Genomic DNA, 17,420 nt, shown 5'->3' on the forward strand with positions numbered 1-17,420 from the left:
CCTGGATGAGTTAGCGCTCCCCCAGTTTATCATAAAGCGCGCGGGTCCTGGCAGCCACATCATCCCAGCTTGAAGCCGACTGATTGCGCCGGGTACAGAGCAGGGCTCTGTCGGGGTTCGCCAACAGCTCAAGGATGGCGGCGGCCCAGGATCGAGACCCAGCCTCAGGCGAAAGACCCATGCCGGCCTCACCCACCACTTCATCGATGCCGCTGCCTTGGGTAAAAATCACTGGAACACATTGCGCAATGCTGGCTGCAGCCGGAAGACAAAAGCCTTCGAGCAAACTCGGATGCACGTAAAGATCGGCCGCAGCATGCAGCGTCTGCATGTCCTTGTCACTGATCTGCGATTGCACCAGCAGTCTGGGATCGGACACGCTCTTCAGAAGAGCCGCCCCACCGGCATCTGTCACCACAGTCCAGCAAAATGAGGCCGGCAGCTGCTGCAGAATTTCAGGGATCAGGCCCAGGCGTTTATACGATTCCTGCCGGCTTATGGTGAGAAGATGGGTTCCCGCGGGAGTTTTTTTTTCCGTCGGTCTCGGCCACCCATTGGGGATCACCAGGGTGCGGCCTCGGCTGGAAGGGTAATGGTCATGCAAGGTGTTTTCCGTCCAACGCGACACGCAAATGATCGCATCGGCGGCGGACACGGCTCGTGGCAATTGATAACGCAGATAATGGCCAAGGGCAGCTGAAACCTCCTGCCTCTGCAGGATCGGGATCAGATCGTGGACCGTGAGGACCTTGCGGAGTCGTGAGGCTTTTAAACCTGGGATATTATAATTGCTGAGCCCATGGACCACGCACAGGCCCGCGCGCGACTGCATATACTGTTTCAACCATTGCGATGACCAAAACAAGGCCCAGGGTTTGATTCGCGACTGCGGCCAGCGGCTGTTTTTCGGCAGAATATGCGAGGAAAAGTGGAAATCGAGTGTGGGGACAGAAGGAATGATGCGCGGTGAGCAGGCCGCCCGTTCCAAGGCCTGGAGCAGATCCCAGGCATGGCGGCCGACACCGGAGTGCAGGGTTTGCAGGCCAAAACCGTCCCAGAGGATGGCTCCAGGATCAGCTGTGGGCCTGCTGTCCATCTGCATGGATCAGGACTTCGGGGTTGCTTGAGACATCTGGATCCGTTGATCCGCCCGTCTCAAAGCCCGGTTGGCTCGTTCAAGATCGATATCGGCACTGATATGACCCAGACGTTCAGCAGCACGTTTCCGAGCGGTCTGAGCACGGTTCACATCAATCTCACGGGCCCGTTCAATCACGTCAGCCAGCAACGTCACGCGGTTGCCTTCAACTTCCACGTAACCACCGGACACGAAAAATCGTTCGACGGCGCCGTCTGCGGTCATTATCGTCACTTCACCCTGATCCAATTCCGCAACCATACCCGCGTGATCCGGAAGTATAGTCATATACCCCATAACGCCAGGCAGGGTCACAGCGGTCGCCTTGACTGTTGTCACGGCGCGGCTGGGAGACAGGACTTTGAGGTCAAAATTAGCAGCCATAAGCTACCTGTCCTTATTGGAATTTCTTGGCTTTTTCGACAACTTCTTCAATCGTACCGACGTACAGGAACGCCTGCTCAGGAATATGGTCATATTCACCGTTGCAGATGCCTTTGAAGCCTTTGATCGTATCTTCGAGCTTCACATACTTACCGACGTTACCGGTAAACTGTTCCGCAACAAAGAACGGCTGGCTCATGAAACGCTGCACTTTACGGGCGCGCGCCACGATCAGCTTATCTTCTTCCGACAATTCGTCCATACCCAGGATCGCGATGATGTCGAGCAATTCCTTGTAGCGTTGCAGAATCTGCTGCACGCGACGGGCTGTTGCATAGTGCTCCTCACCGACGATTTGCGGGTCAAGCATACGCGAGTTGGATCCCAGTGGATCCACAGCAGGATAGATGCCGAGCTCGGCGATCGGACGGGACAAAACGGTCGACGCATCCAAGTGAGCGAAGGTCGTGGCTGGGGCCGGGTCGGTGTAATCGTCAGCAGGCACGTAAACGGCCTGAACCGATGTAATCGAACCGTTTTTCGTGGTGGTAATACGCTCCTGGAGCTCGCCCATTTCGGAAGCGAGAGTTGGCTGGTAACCCACAGCAGATGGGATACGGCCGAGGAGAGCCGACACTTCCGAACCCGCCTGGGTAAAGCGGAAGATGTTATCGACGAACAGGAGTACGTCCTGATTTTCTTCGTCGCGGAAATATTCAGCGATGGCGAGAGCACTCAAGGCCACGCGTGCACGGGCTCCTGGTGGCTCGTTCATTTGGCCGAACACCAGAGCGGTTTTATCGATAACGCCCGCATCTTTCATTTCGTGGAACAAATCGTTCCCTTCACGGGTCCGCTCGCCCACACCCGCAAACACCGAGAAACCACCGTGTTGAATAGCAACGTTGTTAATCAGTTCCTGGATCAAAACGGTTTTGCCCACACCGGCACCACCGAAGAGACCGATTTTACCGCCTTTGGCGTAAGGAGCGATCAAGTCCACAACCTTGATGCCTGTTTCCAGAACCTCAGCCTGGGTGGCCAGATCGGTAAACTTGGGAGCATCACGGTGAATGGGGTAACGCTTTTCCGTCTTCACAGGACCCGCGTCATCGATCGGATCGCCGATCACGTTCAGGATGCGGCCCAGAGCGGCGCGACCAACGGGAACCGTGATCTGGTCACCGGTGTCTCGCACGGTCAAACCGCGAGTCAGACCTTCTGTGGTGTCCATGGCGATGGCGCGAACCACGCCCTGACCCAAGTGCTGAGCCACTTCCAAGACCAGGTTTTCATGTTCTTTGCTGATCAGCGTGTTGGTCAGTTTCAAAGCATTGTAAATGGGAGGCAGTGAGCCGAGAGGAAACTCGACATCAACGACTGGTCCCATGACCTGTACGATAGTTCCCGGTTGCATTGAATATATCTCCTTTAGATCCTGCTTACGTTTTAGTTGAGGGCGTCGGCACCGCTGATGATTTCGATCAGCTCTTTGGTAATCGCCGCCTGACGCGCCCGGTTGTATTGCAAGGTCAACTTGCTAATCACTTCCTTGGCGTTGTTGGTCGCCGAATCCATTGCCGTCATGCGAGCGCCATGCTCGGCCGCTGTTCCGCTCAAGAGAGATGCCAGAATGTAACTCACGAGTTTGCGCTCAAGGAGTTTATCCAGCAGCTGTTCCAGGCCTGGTTCCACGATCGCGTACGTCCTCTGGCTTTCGCCTTCAGTGGCACGCTTCACACGGACGGGCAGGACCTGATCGATCGTCGGCAACTGATCCAGGGCCGACTTATAGAACGGATAAGCGATATAGATGCGATCATAGGTATCGCCGGTAAACAGCTTTTCCAACTCACGCACCAGCCGACGAGCCACTTCAACATTCACCTTTTCCAGGACCCGCTCTTCGCGGCCCACAATCGTAAGATTGGTTTTTTTGGAAAAGGAAACGGCGCGTCTACCGCAGGCATAAAGGTCAACTGTGACCCCAGCCTGGGATTTTTCTCTCAGGAATCCCGAGACAGCTTTGAAGAGGTTTGCATTCAAACCACCGCACAGGCCGCGATCGGTTGCCAGAATCAGAACGAGCGAACGCTTTTCCTCACCCTGCCGGAGCAAGGGGGATTGCAGGTCGCTCTGGCCCATCAAAAGCTTTTCGACCATGTGGTCGAGAGCTTTCGCATAGGGTCTGGCAGCGTCAACCGCATGGCTGGCTCGAGCAAACTTTGCTGCAGAAACCAGTTTCATCGCGTTGGTGATCTTCTGCGTACTCTTTACGCTTCCGATCCGACGCTTGATATCCTTAAGGTTAGCCATGAGCCTGATATCCCTTGTCGTAGGAATTGATCGCCGCTTTCAGTTCTTCTTCCACTTCGCCCAACTTCGCACGGTTCTCGATCTTGTCGATGAGACCCTTGTGGTTGGCGCGCAGGTGACTGATGAAACCCGTTTCCCAGGCTTTCAGCTGCTTCAATTCGTACTTATCCAGGAAACCTTGCGTTCCGGCATAGATCACAGCCACTTCCACGCCCACTTCCATAGGCGCGTACTGAGTCTGCTTCAGGAGTTCGGTCAAGCGTGCGCCGCGAGCCAGAGTCTTCTGGGTCGTGGCATCAAGGTCGGAACCGAACTGAGCAAACGCCGCCAGCTCGCGATACTGAGCGAGGTCAAGGCGGAGCGAACCAGCAACCGATTTCATCGCTGGAACCTGGGCCGAACCACCGACGCGCGATACGGAAAGACCGGCGTTGATAGCAGGACGCACACCGCTGTGGAAAAGGTCGGCTTCAAGGAAGATCTGACCGTCGGTGATCGAAATCACGTTGGTCGGGATATAAGCCGAGATATCACCCGCTTGGGTTTCGATGACTGGGAAAGCGGTAATGGAACCGGCACCCAATTGATCATTCAACTTACAAGCGCGTTCCAGAAGACGGCTGTGAAGATAGAACACATCGCCGGGATACGCTTCGCGACCGGGAGGACGACGGAGCAGCAGCGAAAGTTCTCGGTACGCAGCAGCCTGCTTGGAAAGGTCATCATAGAAAATCACAACGTGCTTGCCCTTATCCCGGAAGTATTCCGCCATGCGGCAGCCGGAGTAAGGAGCCAGGAATTGCATAGGTGCTGGATCAAGGGCGGAAGCCGCGACCACGATGGTGTAATCCATCGCGCCTTCGCGCTTCAGACGATTCACAACCTGCGCCACAGTCGAAGCCTTCTGACCGATGGCCACGTAAACGCAGATCACGTCCTTACCTTTTTGGTTCAGAATCGTGTCGACGCAGACAGCGGTTTTACCCGTCTGACGGTCACCGATGATCAGCTCGCGCTGACCGCGGCCGATCGGAACCATGGCATCGATAGCTTTGAGGCCGGTTTGCAGGGGCTCATGCACCGATTTACGGGCGATGATACCGGGAGCTTTGACTTCAACCACGCCCATTTCTTCAAACTGAACAGGGCCTTGGCCGTCCAGCGGCTTGCCCAAAGCGTCGACCACGCGACCGACCAGACCGGGTCCGACAGGAACCGAGTTGATCTCGCGGGTTCTTTTTACTGTTTCACCTTCCTGAATGCCGCTCACGGCACCCAGAACCGCGACACCGACGTTGTCTTCTTCAAGGTTCAAAACTACGCCACGAACCCCGTTTTTGAACTCAATGAGCTCACCAGCCATGACTTTGTCGAGGCCGTAAATACGGGCGATGCCGTCACCAACGGAGAGGACGGTACCGGTTTCTTCGAGTTCGACCTGCTGGTCGAAGTTCTTGATACGATCGCTAATGATCTTGCTAACTTCATCTACGCGAATCTTTTCCATGGTCGTCCCATACTCCTTAGCTGACGGCAAATTTCGTCATATGTTCAAGTTTTGTTTTCAGAGTCATGTCGAGGACGTTGTTCTCAATCCGAATCTCAAAACCGCCCAGAATCGACTTGTCGACTTTCTGGAGGAGGTTGACTCGCTTGCCAAGCATGGTTTCGAGTTTGGTTCGGATATCCTTCACTTCATTTTCGTTCAAAGGTACAGCTGCGGTTACGGTGGCATCGACGATACCGCGTGACTTTTGGACCTGACGCTTGAAATCGAGCGCGAGTGTGGGCAACAGCCCGGTACGCCTGTTTTCAATCAGAGTGCCCAGAAAACGCCGCAGCACATCGCTGGACTTCAGCTGAGTCGTCATATTGGTGAAAACACTTTGCAGAAGCTCGGGATTCACGATGGGGCTGGCGATCACTTTGCGAATGGCTTTGTCTTCGTAAAGCTGACCCATGGCTTCGAGGTCACTGATGATCTTGTCCTGGATTTCCGTCTGACCCTCGGTCAGGGAAAGAAGAGCCGTCGCATAGCGATGGGATATTTTTTCTGCGCTCACGAGTTTACCTCCGCACGAACCGGGCTCTTGGTCTGATTCTGAACGACGCTGGGATGCGGAAGCACCTCAGCATCCTGCTCATGGGATCCAATGGAACGAACCGCACCCAGAGTGTTCAAACCTTGCTGAACGACTTGATGCTGGCGGTTGTCGTCGAGGTTGGCCCGCAGTTGTTCAATCGTCTGCAGTTTTACCTGCTCGATAATGTCGCGTTGCAGTTCCACTTTTGCAGCGGCAACTTCAGCCTCCGCGATCCGGCGAGCTTCCCGCTTCAGATGCTCGGCCAGCGATTCCGCACTAGCTACAACCTGACGGGCTTCCTGTTCAGCCTGCGCCTGCGCTTTGATCCGGATCTCTTCCACTTCCCTGTCGAGTTGCACAAGGCGCTCTTTGAGTTCCAGATTGCGCTTTTCCGCTTCCTCTTTCGCGGCGCTGGCTTTGCGAACGAGATCCTCGTACGCATTGCGCTTGGCTGCCAATGCATTACGAATGGGGCCCTTTAACATCCAAGTGGCGAGAACAAGGAAAATCGCCAAATTGATATAAGGAGCGATTACACCTGTAAAGATATCAACACCTTCCACGCATTACCTCTTTGTGGTCCGAATCAACGGGGGATGAGTCGATCGACGAATTGGCGAGACAGCTGCTGAACGATGGCGGGAACGGCTTGACGCTGTTCAGCCAGCTCTTTCACCAGATTGCCGCGCAGGGCGGTGACGACCTCAGTGGCTTCCTTGGAAGCAGCAGCCAGCAATTCATCGCGCTTTTGCTTGGCCGTGACCAAGGTGGATTCGCGGAAATTGCGGGCCTCGAGGCTGGCCTGGGCGATCCGATTGCGGATATTTTCCGTCGATCGGGTGTTTTCCAGTTCCAGTTGCTCGGCAGCAGCCTGGTTGCCGAATGTGGCTTTGATGCGCTGATCCCGAACTTTCAGATAGGGTTCAAGGAAGAGTTTTTTGACCGCTATAAGATTAGCGACAAAGATCCCTGCCGTGATGGCCATGATAGTCGGATTGGGGGACAAATTGAGAGAGGACATCCTTGGATTCACCTCGCTAAGTGCTGAGAGATAAAATTCCTTTGAAGCAAGGGAACCTCTAAGTAACTTATTATGGCCCGTTTCTCAAGAAAGGAATTGTAATTCACAGCTTTTTTTTAAAGTTCATAAAACCCAGCCGGGACAAGGATTTGGAGCCGGCCGAGTGAGCCACTAAACGTTAAAACCCACCCCCGCCTATGAGCTGGAGGATTCGCTCAAGTTCGGCTGGAGAAAAGTAAGATATCTCAATTCGACCGCGGCCGCCGCCTCCATAAAGTTTCACTTTTGTGCGCAAATGGCTGCGCAACGTGTCTGCAAGGTAATCCAGGTCTGCGTTTGCTTTGCCACGATCGTTCTCAGCATCGTCGAGCGGTCCTTGTTTTTTCATCTTTTTAACAAGTTGCTCGGTTTGTCTCACGTTCAGTTTTTTGCTGAGAACCATGTCACGGGCTTTCAGAATCAAGAGCCGATCCTCAAGAGCCAGCAGCGCCCGACCATGTCCCATGGACAGTTTTTCGTTCATCAGATCATCTTGAACTTCCTGGGGAAGGAGCAGGATACGCAACATATTGGCAATAGTCGTGCGATCTTTGCCAACCTTACGAGCGCAATCGTCCTGGGTCAGGCCGTAGTCCTTGATCAGCATGGCATAGGCTTCCGCCTCTTCGATCACATTCAGGTTCGCCCTTTGAACGTTTTCGATGATAGCGAGGCGCAGCATCTCTTCCGGGGTGGCTTCCTTGACGATGACCGGTACCTTTTCGAAGCCGGCCAGCTGGGACGCGCGCCAGCGGCGTTCGCCCGCAATCAGGATATAGTTATCACCTTCCTTCGAGACAACCAACGGCTGGATGACACCGTCCTGCTTCAGACTTTGCGCCAAGGCGAGAAGATCGCTGTCCTTGAATATTTTGCGCGGCTGACGAGGGTTCGGCTGAATCTTGCTGATCAATAGTTCCAGAATATTTTGAATCGGGTTGGCATCGGTGTTGGGAACAGGCGCGGTGGCGGCGGCCGCCGGGGCCTCGTCCTGATCCAGTCCGAGCAAGGAACCGAGGCCTTTCCCGAGAGCTTCGCGTTTAGGGGTCCCCTTGAGGGGCTGTTTGTTATTTTCCATCGTATGTCCCTTTCCGATCAATGAGAGCTGTCAGCGGCGGCTTCGGTTTTGCGTCTCTGGCGGCTGGCCTTGGGTTTATCGATGACGGCCGGCTTGAAATATTTGGCCAGAAGTTCCTGTGAAAATTCCCAGTAAGCCTGCGAACCGGCCGAGGCGCGATCGTAAATTAGAGCCGGTTTGCCATGCGAAGGCGCTTCCGACAGACGCACGTTACGTGGGATGACGGCCGTGAAAACTTCATCCGCAAAGTGCGAACGGATTTCCCGTTCCACCTGCGAGCTCAAATTGTTACGACGATCAAACATGGTCAGCAGAATCCCTTCTCGTTCCAGGCCAGGATTCAGCCGCTTCTTGATCAGACCCGTAGTCTTGACCAGCTGCGAGAGACCTTCCATCGCGTAATACTCGGACTGCAGGGGAATCAAAACCGAATCCGCTGCCGTAAGAGCATTGACCGTTACCAGCCCGAGGGTCGGCGGGGTGTCAATGATAATGAAATCGTAATTGGGCCGGATCGGTTCGAGTGCTTCTTTCAATCGGGTTTCCCGACCAAAGGCCGAGACCAGTTCCAGCTCCGCCCCCGCCAGATCCTGCTTGGCCGGTGCAAAATGCAGCAAGGGAATCTGGGATTCGAGGATGATGTCCTGCATGGGTTTTTCTTCCACGAGAACCTGATAGATGCTGTCTGTGAAATTGTTGGGGTATATTCCCAGCCCGCTGCCAGCGTTGGCCTGCGGATCCATATCGATCAGCAGTACCTTTTTCTGACTCTGGGCCAGACAACAAGCCAAATTAACGGCCGTAGTCGTCTTACCCACCCCACCCTTTTGATTAGAAATCGCAATCACCCGTGCCACAATGGTCTTCCCCCACTCAACGCAGACTCTCGAAAAAAATGAGCTAACTTATCTAACATGAAGCCGAGTTCGCTTTCACTGAAAACACGTTTCACGTGAAACATTTATCGAATGCAGACATCCTTTTGGCATATTAGTCATGCCATGTGGAGTGGGAGTGAGTGTGTAATGTTCCACGTGGAACATTTCCTCGAGTGCGGTTGGCGCAATGTTTCACGTGGAACAGTGGTTGAGGTAGATGGGATATGTTTCACGTGGAACACTTTCAGAAGTCTTTTCTGCCGATTGTTTCACGTGGAACACTTTCAGAAGTCTTTTCTGCCGATTGTTTCACGTGGAACACTTTCAGAAGTCTTTTCTGCCGATTGTTTCACGTGGAACAGTTAAGATTCCGGGGTTTCCCTGAAGTGTTCACAGCATCCGAGATTCCGATATGTTCCACGTGGAACACCTTGCGTCGTGGCTTAAGTCTGCTTCACGTGGAACATTTTGAGTTTGAGACCCTAGGATTGTTTCACGTGGAACATTCTGAGCCGACGAACCCACGATTGTTTCGCGTGGAACACTGGACGAATCAAGTCCTCCTCTGTTTCACGTGGAACATTCAGCGTGAAGTACGTCCCTCTGTTTCACGTGGAACACTTTGAGGTGAGATCAAAAGCTTGTTTCGCCTGGAACACTCGCTGGAAAAGCAGCGGTCCCCTGTTTCACGTGGAACACCCGCCCGAAAATAATTACCACATGGTTCACCCGGACTCCGCCCTAACCATTTCAAACTTGGCTCAAGCAGGACAATAATTGGAAGAGCAACGTAGATTCTTTCAAGCTGAGGATAGAAATACCAAGTGGAAGATTGTTTCACGTGGAACATTCGAGCAGTTGTTTTGGCAAAACCGCATCATGTTTCACGTGGAACACTTTAAAACTAGACGACCAATTGCCTCAAAGTGGAAAACCTGCAGAGCCGGCTGTGATGTTTCACGTGGAACATTTCAAGGCAAAACGAGCCAACTCCTCAATTTCGATTCTCAAAAAGCAAGAAAGCGGCCAGCTGCCATCACAAGGGCCGGAATACACAAACAACGAATTCTTAGCTTATTTCAGGTTAGATTTGGCGGGAGAGCGGGACCATCAACGGTAAAGACTTATCAGAGATCGCCACTGGGCATTGGCTCAATTAAGAACAGATCAAATATTCTCAGAAGCTTGAACAGGCACTTCGATCTCTAAACAGAATACTTGGGCAAATCTCGAACCTTCTCAAAACTCTCACTCTCAGACTTACCTCACCCAGAGAAATCTTATGCCAGGCGGCAATATCTTTTCCAACTGATAGTCACACTGATTATTGAGTGAAAATTACAGATTCTTCATTTCATCCAACTTGTCTTTCAGACATTCTCTGAAAACTGGCTTGGCTCGCAACCCAAGGCAAACTTCGAACCACACATCAGTGCAATTGAAGGTTGAGCCATCAAAATCCACTTGTTTCAACGTCTACACACTCGCCTGTTTTTCCACAGCAGATATTACAAGTTGATTTCCAAGCTGCACGTTGCCTGATGCAAAACATTGCTTTCCATAGGCTCATAGATCGTGCGCGGACATTAAAAGTCACGTTCCTAGAGTTTGAAGAAAGGATTAGAAAGGAAATAGGTTAGATGGGGATGGGTTGAATACATCAAGGTGTGAATGGAACACTTATAAGCCTATATTCATTCTCTATCTCTCACAGAGCTCCTGATATGTCTCGTCCCACTTGCAAATATAACTTTTTAGCTTTCAATTAGACTTTGGTCGACACTTGTAACTGAGAAATGAGTCGTAAAAGACAGAAATCCTTTGCTTTTTAATAGCATTGAAACCCTAAATTCTCTTTCAGCGAAAATAGGACAGAGATTTGCGGATCCTCACAGCGCTTTTAAAGCATAAAAATCCCACCTCCCGCTGTTACCTCTCCAAACACGACCCATCCTTCCGACACCTTCCCTGCTGTCCGTAGATAGATCCCGACAAAGATGCACTTCTTCCCATAAATGCTCTCGCTACCCCGCAAAGGACTTTCACGTCCGGGAGTCATATCAAAATCATCCATCAAACATAGGAGAAACGCGGGCCAGGGCCGAAAGCCCAAGGAAGGTAGCTAAGGCAGTAAAATGACAAAAAAATAAGGGAGTGTTCCACGTGGAACACTCCCATTCACAATAAGTCAATTAGACTTATTTGCTATACCACAAGAACGCGATGATGAAGCCCATGATGGCCTGGAATTCGATCAGAGCGAGGGCGATGATCATAGGTGTGAAAACCTTGTCAGCCGCAGTTGGGTTACGAGCGATACCGGAAAGAGCAGCATCAGCAGCGCGACCTTGACCCAAGGTACCGCCGAGAGCAGCAAGGCCAATGGCCAGTGCCGAACCAACAGCCACGAGGCCTGGATTGGTGGAAACAACAGTGGTTCCGTCCTGAGCAAAAGCCATGGAGGAAGCCATCAGACCGGCGAGAACTGCAAACAATTGACCCATTTTCAATTTCATATAATCCTCAAAAAACCAGGGTTAACGACACCTTGGAAATCCGCCCTCGCCTTCTCTTGTTCTCGATCGAGGTCTGCAGGTGCCCTATGACGGGGGCAGGCACAGACTTCGATCCGGCATCAGACGGACGACAAGGCATCAGTGATCGTGCGATGTTGCGAGCGAAATATAGATGCTGCTGAGCAGTGTAAACACAAAGCTCTGCAGGCAGGCCACCAGAAGGCCAAAGAACAAGAGGAACGATGGGAAAACCAGCTTGGTCAGACCCGTAAACACGGAAAGGACAAGGTGGTCACCGAAAATGTTGCCATAAAGACGAAGGCTGAGTGACAACGGACGGGCCATCATACCGATGATTTCGATCGCGAAAAGAAAGGGCATCATCCACAAAACAGGACCTGCATAGGTTCGCAGGTAGCCGAAGAAACCATGTTCCTTGATACCGGCCCAGTTAAAGACGAGGAAAATAAACAACCCCAGAACCAGGTTGGTATTGATGCTTTCGGTTGCTGGCGTAAATCCAGGCACCAGACCGGTCAGGTTACTGATCAATATAAAGAAGAAGACCCCGAACAGGACGGGCAGATAAGGACGAGCTTTGTCGGGACCAATCGCGTTCGTGCCGAGGTCATGAACGAACTCAGCAATCATTTCCACGATACTGCGCAGACCAAATTTGCTCGAAGGACCTTGATCCCCTTGCGTGCCCAAAGCCTGGCTGCGATACATCAGGCCCAGAACTACAGTAATCAGAAGGGTAACGGCGGCGCCGACCAAGGGTTTCAAATCTTCCATCAGATGATGGTCATGAACGCCAAGAGCGTTCAAAAACATTCCGTAATAGCTTATAAAAGTCACCCCGCCCCCGCCGGCCGCGAGAGCTTGGGAAGTCCAGGATCCAACCGCTAAAGCCGCCAGTAATTGCTGCGTCTTTTTTCCCATTGTGGCGATACCCTTTATGTCCAGACTGATCAAAAAATTCTTAAAATGGATGTCCTTACTAACTGATTTTAGCCTTCGTGAACAGCACAAAAGCAGCCTCAGGACTTCGGAGGAGCCGTGGTTCCGGCAGCCAGGCTGCGGAGATAGGTCACGACCTGAATGCCTGTCAATACGACCAAGGAGAGGAGCGAACCCAGGGCCACGTAAAATCCTGAAAGTTCCAGCACCACAAGCATAATAAAAAGGGCTCCGATGAGGCCGATAAATTTTGCCAAGGATCCCAATGTGAGCCACAGTTTGGTGCGCTTCCCGCTACGCCCATGCGCAGCGATCAGCACCAGCGTGCGACTGATGCTCTTCAAAGCCAAAAAATTCAAGGCGAAGAGCACATAACCAGCCGCGAGAGACCTGACATCAAGGGGGTTGGTCAGAACACTCGCCAGCCCAACGGCCACGAGGAGACCGACGACGAGGCCAATGACACTGCTGCGATCAAGGGTTTTTTTCATCCGACGGTTCTTTCTTCTCGGTGGCACCAGCCTTCTGGGCACTCATGAGGGAGCGGAATACGACATACCAGGAACGCAGAATCAGAATCAAGCCCAAAACATAAGTCACAATCGCCCAGTCGAAGCCCTTAGGATAGTTCTCATTAAGATAACGTGCCGCCCACCACGCCACACCGATGTAAAGTAGCGTTTCAAAATTCGCCGCGAGCAGGTGTCCCATTTGCTGAATAGGTTTCATGAAATGCAAAATCCTCCATGAGGAAAGATCAACGATAGGGACGCAGTCAAGAGCGCGAGAACGGCCATTCTTCGCACTCTACGACTGTTTATCCACAGGCTTCTACAATAAATAACATATTGATTTTGTTGGATTATATTAGCCACCCTTTGAACTTGATAAGCACTCACCCCCTGTGATACTTTTTTCCATTCTCGTCAGCTACGACTTCCCTCGGAGCCTATACTCCGACGCAACCGAACGCCAGGACTCTTACCTCATGCAAAGTCTCTTTCCATCTCACGGTCATGACGCGAAGAAACCTTCTGCAGGTTTTGAAGGCGAGAGCACTGATAACTGGCAACGCATCAAAGACGCGCTCCGACAAATGCTGCCCGAAGCAGATTTCAACCAATATATCGAACCTCTGAAATCCCGTGTGGTCTCGGAATCCGAGATCGTCCTGACGTTTCCGGACATGAGTTCCTATCAAAAGGTTCTCAACTCCTATATGGATCAGCTCGATTACTGCAAAGCCACGTCCGGACTGCCGGTCCTCCTGCGCTTTGAAATCGAAGGTGCGGGAAGCACGGAGGTCGATCCGCTGGTGGACCTCGACTATACGGTGGCCAACGATGTGCCTCAGGTCCCTGACAATTATCCTGAGCCTGGGGCCCAGCTTCCCAGCGATGCCCGCGAAGGCTCGAATATTGTTGCCCGGGCTTTAACGTTGCAGTCGCAGCTGAATGCTGAGTACACGTTTCAAACCTTTGTCAACGGTCCCAGCAATCAGTTTGCTCACGCATCCTGCCTGGCGGTGGCGGATGCTCCAGGTCAGACGTATAACCCGCTCTTTCTTTATGGTGGCACTGGCCTTGGCAAGACCCACCTTCTGCATGCTGTGGGCAACAAGGTCTTGAAAACCAAAGCCAATGCGGTGATCACCTATATCACCAGCGAACGCTTTATGAATGAGCTTATCTACTGTTTGCGCTTCAACAAAATGTGGGATTTCCGCCGGAAATACCGCAATTGCGATGTGCTTTTGGTGGACGATATTCAATTCATTTCCGGCAAAGAGCGCACCCAGGAAGAGTTTTTCCATACCTTCAATGCGCTTTATGAAGCCAAAAAACAGATCGTCGTGACCTCCGATATCTTCCCACAGGACATTCCTGATATCGAAGACCGCCTGCGCAACCGCTTTCAATGGGGTTTGATCGCTGACATTCAGCCACCTGATATCGAACATCGGGTCGCCATTCTGATGAATAAAGCGGAGAAGCAGGGCATGATCCTGCAATCGGCCGTGGCGGAATACATTGCCACGCATGCCAAGGGTAATATCCGCGTTCTGGAAGGTGCCCTGCGTCGCGTCATTGCCTTCTCGGCCTTGCAGGGTCGAGCGATCAATGTGCAGCTGGCCTCGGAAATCCTGCAGGACGTGCTGGTCGATAAAAACAGCGACAGCAACATCTCCATTGAGTCCATTCAAAAGATAGTGGCGGAGCACTTTAAGATTAAGGTCTCGGACCTTAAATCCAAGAAACGTCAGCGCGCCCTGTCTTTTCCAAGGCAAATCGCGATGTTCCTGTCACGCATGCGCACGCAATCCTCCTTTCCTGAAATCGGCACCTTCTTTGGTGGCAAGGATCATACGACTGTTATGCACGCCGTGAAGAAGATTGAGAAGGATCGCAAAAAGGACTTGGAACTCAAGGCCCAGCTCGAGGCGATAGAGCGCAAGTTGGACGTCATTTCCTAGCCGGAGTCATTATGCGCTTGTGGATAACGCTGTGGACAACCTGGGGATAACCTGGGGATAACTTCGGGTCAAAACTTATCCACAATTTAATCCACAGGTTGTCCACAGGGTTGTCCACAAGGTAAAACGGTTTTTATGCTAACAAAAACAAGAGGATGGCGAGTTGTCCACACAAACACCCCCTCACCTACTACTACTATTAATAGAGAAAATAGAAACTTAATTTAAAAACAGAAGAAGGCAGTCGGAGGAAAAAAGACGATGCGGGTTAAGATCGAAAAAGGACAACTCAGCACAGCGACATCAAGGTCGCAGGGAGCGGTATCCGAAAGAAATCTCGCTCAATTGGGATTTCTAGCTCGGGAAGGTCAGCTCCATATCGCAGCCGCAGATCGCGTGATAGCGATCTACAATCGGCTCGACTGTGAAGTCCTGACGGAAGGCTCGGTATTCGTCCCGGCAAAGCTGTTTTCGGACGTTGTACGGGAATTGCCGGACGGGATGGTCGAGATCATTTCAGAGGACAACCAGGTCATCGTGATCGCAGGCGGGAAAAAGGAATTCACCATGAAACTGCCTCGCGTGGATGACCGCGCCTGGCAGGAGCCACCCGTTCTCGAGGCTTCGAGTGAAGCCCTCCTGCCAACGGAGAAACTGGCTTACGTGATTGATCAGGTGCAGTTCTGCGTGGTTCCTGATTCACCAAGGAATTATGGCTCTGTGGGTTATTTGCACAAGCCCAAGGATAACAATCTGCGCCTCGTCGGAACTGATGGTTACCGTTTGTCCTATGCCGAAGTGGAACTTGAACTACCCGAGCATTTTTTGAAGAACGGCGTTTGCTTGTCCAAACGCGCTTTGCAGGAATTGCATCGGATGTGTTCCGAAGGTTTTACCGAGATCGCACTCGCGGTTTCACAGGATCAGACGACCATGGAAGCTCGCGTGCCTGGTTATCAGCTCTTTGTCAGACTTTCTGCAGTGCGTTATCCCAACTATTACGGCGTCCTGCCTCGTAACAGTCTGAGCACTGTGAAAGTGCAGCGACCGTACCTGCAAAACGTTGCCAAACGTGTACTGCTGGCCTCGGACAAGACTCGAGCTTTGCAGTTGTGCTTTTCAGATTACTCGCTTACCCTAAGATCGAGGACGCTGGGAAGCTCAGAAGGTCAGGAAAGTATCGCATTGGCGGATTACTCTGACGGCGAGCGCGAGCTGGCTATCAACGGCAAGTTCCTAACAGATGTTTTCTCGACCATGTCGAGTGACGAGGTAACGATAAATTTCGGCTCGGATGAAGACCCCATAGTCCTGGTACCCTTTTCCGAACCCACCAGTTGCCATTCGATGCACGTCTTGGTTCCCATAAAAGAAAGCTAAAGGATGCGTATGAGCGAGATCACTCCCAATGAAACCACGAGCGATCTGAATCGCACGCAGGCGCAAAACCGCGAAGAGGAATATACAGCCGATAATATCCAGGTCCTTGAGGGTCTGGATGCGGTTCGCAAGCGTCCTGGCATGTACATCGGTTCGACCTCTGTGGACGGTCTCCACCATCTCGTTTATGAGATCGTGGATAACTCCATCGATGAAGCCATGGGTGGGCATTGCAGTCACATTGAAGTTATGCTGCATCTCGACGGTTCGGCATCCGTGCGTGATAACGGTCGTGGTATTCCCGTGACCATTCACCCGAAGGAAAACCGATCAGCGGTGGAAGTCGTCATGACTGTTCTTCACGCTGGTGGCAAGTTTGACGATAAGGCCTTTGCTTTCTCTGGCGGTTTGCACGGTGTGGGCGCTTCGGTTGTGAACGCGCTTTCGGAATGGTGCTATGTGGAAGTTCGTCGCGATGCCAAGGTCCATAAACAAGGCTACCAGCGCGGCAAACCCGATAGTCCACTGGCAGTCATCGGCACCACCGATGAACACGGCACCTATACCCGTTTCAAGCCGGATCCTGAGATTTTTGCGGATACCTCTTTCGTTTTTGAAACTCTGAGCCGTCGCCTGAAGGAACTCGCCTTCCTCAACCGCGGCCTAAGGATCAAGCTGAGTGACGAACGCTCGGACCAGGTCGGCGACTTCGTATTCGAAGGCGGTCTGGTGTCCTACTGTGAATTTCTCGGCAAAGGCAAAAACCCTTTGCACGATAAGCCCCTTTATATCTTCGGTCAGCAATTCAACGACGCCAGCCAGCTTCAAGGCCAGGTTGAAGTCGTGCTGCAGTGGACCGATGCTTACAACGAGAGCATTTTCTCGTTTGTGAATAACATCAGCACCGTGGAAGGTGGAACCCACCTTACCGGTTTGAAAGCCGCTTTGACCCGCGTGGTTAATACCTTTGCCGAAACCTCGGGGATGCTCAAAACCTTCAAGGAAGGCATCACCGGAGAGGATATTCGGGAAGGCCTCGTGGGCATTTGCTCGGTTCGCGTGAAGAATCCGGAATTCCAGGGTCAGACCAAAACCAAACTCGGTAACACCGAAGTGCGGCAGTGGGTGGAAACTGTTGTTGCGGAAAAGCTGA

Annotated in this window: 17 protein-coding genes; 3 read left to right on the forward strand and 14 right to left on the reverse strand. The window is 52.2% G+C overall.

What is annotated here, in order from left to right:
- Window positions 1-10: 10 nt before the first annotated feature.
- The 14 genes from VE954_RS18200 to VE954_RS18265 form a co-directional block, all read right to left on the reverse strand.
- A complete protein-coding gene (locus VE954_RS18200) occupies window positions 11-1,102 on the reverse strand; it encodes a glycosyltransferase (protein ID WP_324955333.1) in 1,092 nt (363 codons plus the stop codon).
- 3 nt (window positions 1,103-1,105) lie between these two features.
- A complete protein-coding gene (gene atpC / locus VE954_RS18205) occupies window positions 1,106-1,522 on the reverse strand; it encodes an ATP synthase F1 subunit epsilon (RefSeq protein WP_324955335.1) in 417 nt (138 codons plus the stop codon).
- A 13-nt stretch (window positions 1,523-1,535) separates the two neighbouring features.
- Window positions 1,536-2,939, reverse strand: coding sequence for a F0F1 ATP synthase subunit beta (gene atpD / locus VE954_RS18210; protein ID WP_324955337.1), 1,404 nt, complete (start codon window positions 2,937-2,939; stop codon window positions 1,536-1,538).
- Window positions 2,940-2,971: 32 nt separating this feature from the next.
- A complete protein-coding gene (atpG, locus tag VE954_RS18215; RefSeq protein ID WP_324955339.1) occupies window positions 2,972-3,838 on the reverse strand; it encodes an ATP synthase F1 subunit gamma in 867 nt (288 codons plus the stop codon).
- Entirely contained in the window at window positions 3,831-5,345 is a 1,515-nt protein-coding gene (gene atpA, locus VE954_RS18220) for a F0F1 ATP synthase subunit alpha (RefSeq protein WP_324955341.1), read from the reverse strand. Before atpA ends, atpG begins: the two co-directional genes overlap by 8 nt.
- 16 nt (window positions 5,346-5,361) lie before the next feature.
- Complete coding sequence (atpH, locus tag VE954_RS18225; RefSeq protein WP_324955343.1) at window positions 5,362-5,901, reverse strand: ATP synthase F1 subunit delta; 540 nt, start codon at window positions 5,899-5,901, stop codon at window positions 5,362-5,364.
- A complete protein-coding gene (locus VE954_RS18230) occupies window positions 5,898-6,485 on the reverse strand; it encodes an ATP synthase F0 subunit B (RefSeq protein WP_324955344.1) in 588 nt (195 codons plus the stop codon). The genes atpH and VE954_RS18230 overlap by 4 nt, the downstream gene beginning before the upstream one ends.
- Before the next feature lie 23 nt (window positions 6,486-6,508).
- On the reverse strand, window positions 6,509-6,943 hold the full coding sequence (locus tag VE954_RS18235; RefSeq protein WP_324955345.1) for a hypothetical protein: 435 nt from the start codon (window positions 6,941-6,943) through the stop codon (window positions 6,509-6,511).
- 178 nt (window positions 6,944-7,121) lie between these two features.
- Window positions 7,122-8,060 (reverse strand): ParB/RepB/Spo0J family partition protein, encoded by a 939-nt coding sequence (locus tag VE954_RS18240; protein WP_324955347.1) that lies wholly within the window; start codon window positions 8,058-8,060, stop codon window positions 7,122-7,124.
- A gap of 17 nt (window positions 8,061-8,077) precedes the next feature.
- Window positions 8,078-8,917: an AAA family ATPase gene (locus tag VE954_RS18245; protein WP_324955348.1), complete on the reverse strand. Its 840-nt coding sequence runs from the start codon at window positions 8,915-8,917 to the stop codon at window positions 8,078-8,080.
- 2,219 nt (window positions 8,918-11,136) lie between these two features.
- Window positions 11,137-11,454 carry an ATP synthase F0 subunit C gene (locus VE954_RS18250; RefSeq protein ID WP_324955350.1) on the reverse strand — a complete coding sequence of 106 codons (318 nt, stop codon included), beginning with the start codon at window positions 11,452-11,454 and terminating at the stop codon, window positions 11,137-11,139.
- A gap of 138 nt (window positions 11,455-11,592) precedes the next feature.
- Window positions 11,593-12,396, reverse strand: a complete 804-nt coding sequence (atpB, locus tag VE954_RS18255; protein WP_324955352.1) for a F0F1 ATP synthase subunit A — start codon at window positions 12,394-12,396, stop codon at window positions 11,593-11,595.
- A 98-nt stretch (window positions 12,397-12,494) separates the two neighbouring features.
- Window positions 12,495-12,905 carry a hypothetical protein gene (locus VE954_RS18260; RefSeq protein WP_324955353.1) on the reverse strand — a complete coding sequence of 137 codons (411 nt, stop codon included), beginning with the start codon at window positions 12,903-12,905 and terminating at the stop codon, window positions 12,495-12,497.
- Window positions 12,889-13,143 (reverse strand): hypothetical protein, encoded by a 255-nt coding sequence (locus VE954_RS18265; RefSeq protein ID WP_324955355.1) that lies wholly within the window; start codon window positions 13,141-13,143, stop codon window positions 12,889-12,891. Before VE954_RS18265 ends, VE954_RS18260 begins: the two co-directional genes overlap by 17 nt.
- 259 nt (window positions 13,144-13,402) lie before the next feature.
- Between VE954_RS18265 and dnaA the strand changes: the two genes are divergently transcribed.
- The 3 genes from dnaA to VE954_RS18280 all read left to right on the forward strand — a co-directional run.
- A complete protein-coding gene (gene dnaA, locus VE954_RS18270; protein WP_324955357.1) occupies window positions 13,403-14,887 on the forward strand; it encodes a chromosomal replication initiator protein DnaA in 1,485 nt (494 codons plus the stop codon).
- A 261-nt stretch (window positions 14,888-15,148) separates the two neighbouring features.
- A complete protein-coding gene (gene dnaN / locus VE954_RS18275) occupies window positions 15,149-16,267 on the forward strand; it encodes a DNA polymerase III subunit beta (RefSeq protein WP_324955359.1) in 1,119 nt (372 codons plus the stop codon).
- A gap of 9 nt (window positions 16,268-16,276) precedes the next feature.
- Window positions 16,277-17,420: ATP-binding protein (locus VE954_RS18280; protein ID WP_324955361.1), on the forward strand; the 1,144-nt coding region annotated here is incomplete at its 3' end.

Origin of the sequence: Oligoflexus sp. (assembly GCF_035638955.1) — a bacterium.
In the GTDB taxonomy this organism is placed as follows: Bacteria; Bdellovibrionota_B; Oligoflexia; order Oligoflexales; family Oligoflexaceae; genus Oligoflexus.

Bases quoted from the DNA above. Each gene is read 5' to 3' on its own strand.
- VE954_RS18265 (WP_324955355.1), bottom strand. From the start codon at position 13,143: ATGAAACCTATTCAGCAAATGGGACACCTGCTCGCGGCGAATTTTGAA.
- atpG (WP_324955339.1), bottom strand. From the start codon at position 3,838: ATGGCTAACCTTAAGGATATCAAGCGTCGGATCGGAAGCGTAAAGAGT.
- dnaN (WP_324955359.1), top strand. From the start codon at position 15,149: ATGCGGGTTAAGATCGAAAAAGGACAACTCAGCACAGCGACATCAAGG.
- atpA (WP_324955341.1), bottom strand. From the start codon at position 5,345: ATGGAAAAGATTCGCGTAGATGAAGTTAGCAAGATCATTAGCGATCGT.
- atpD (WP_324955337.1), bottom strand. From the start codon at position 2,939: ATGCAACCGGGAACTATCGTACAGGTCATGGGACCAGTCGTTGATGTC.
- atpB (WP_324955352.1), bottom strand. From the start codon at position 12,396: ATGGGAAAAAAGACGCAGCAATTACTGGCGGCTTTAGCGGTTGGATCC.
- atpC (WP_324955335.1), bottom strand. From the start codon at position 1,522: ATGGCTGCTAATTTTGACCTCAAAGTCCTGTCTCCCAGCCGCGCCGTG.
- VE954_RS18235 (WP_324955345.1), bottom strand. From the start codon at position 6,943: ATGTCCTCTCTCAATTTGTCCCCCAATCCGACTATCATGGCCATCACG.
- VE954_RS18260 (WP_324955353.1), bottom strand. From the start codon at position 12,905: ATGAAAAAAACCCTTGATCGCAGCAGTGTCATTGGCCTCGTCGTCGGT.
- VE954_RS18240 (WP_324955347.1), bottom strand. From the start codon at position 8,060: ATGGAAAATAACAAACAGCCCCTCAAGGGGACCCCTAAACGCGAAGCT.
- VE954_RS18250 (WP_324955350.1), bottom strand. From the start codon at position 11,454: ATGAAATTGAAAATGGGTCAATTGTTTGCAGTTCTCGCCGGTCTGATG.
- VE954_RS18200 (WP_324955333.1), bottom strand. From the start codon at position 1,102: ATGCAGATGGACAGCAGGCCCACAGCTGATCCTGGAGCCATCCTCTGG.
- dnaA (WP_324955357.1), top strand. From the start codon at position 13,403: ATGCAAAGTCTCTTTCCATCTCACGGTCATGACGCGAAGAAACCTTCT.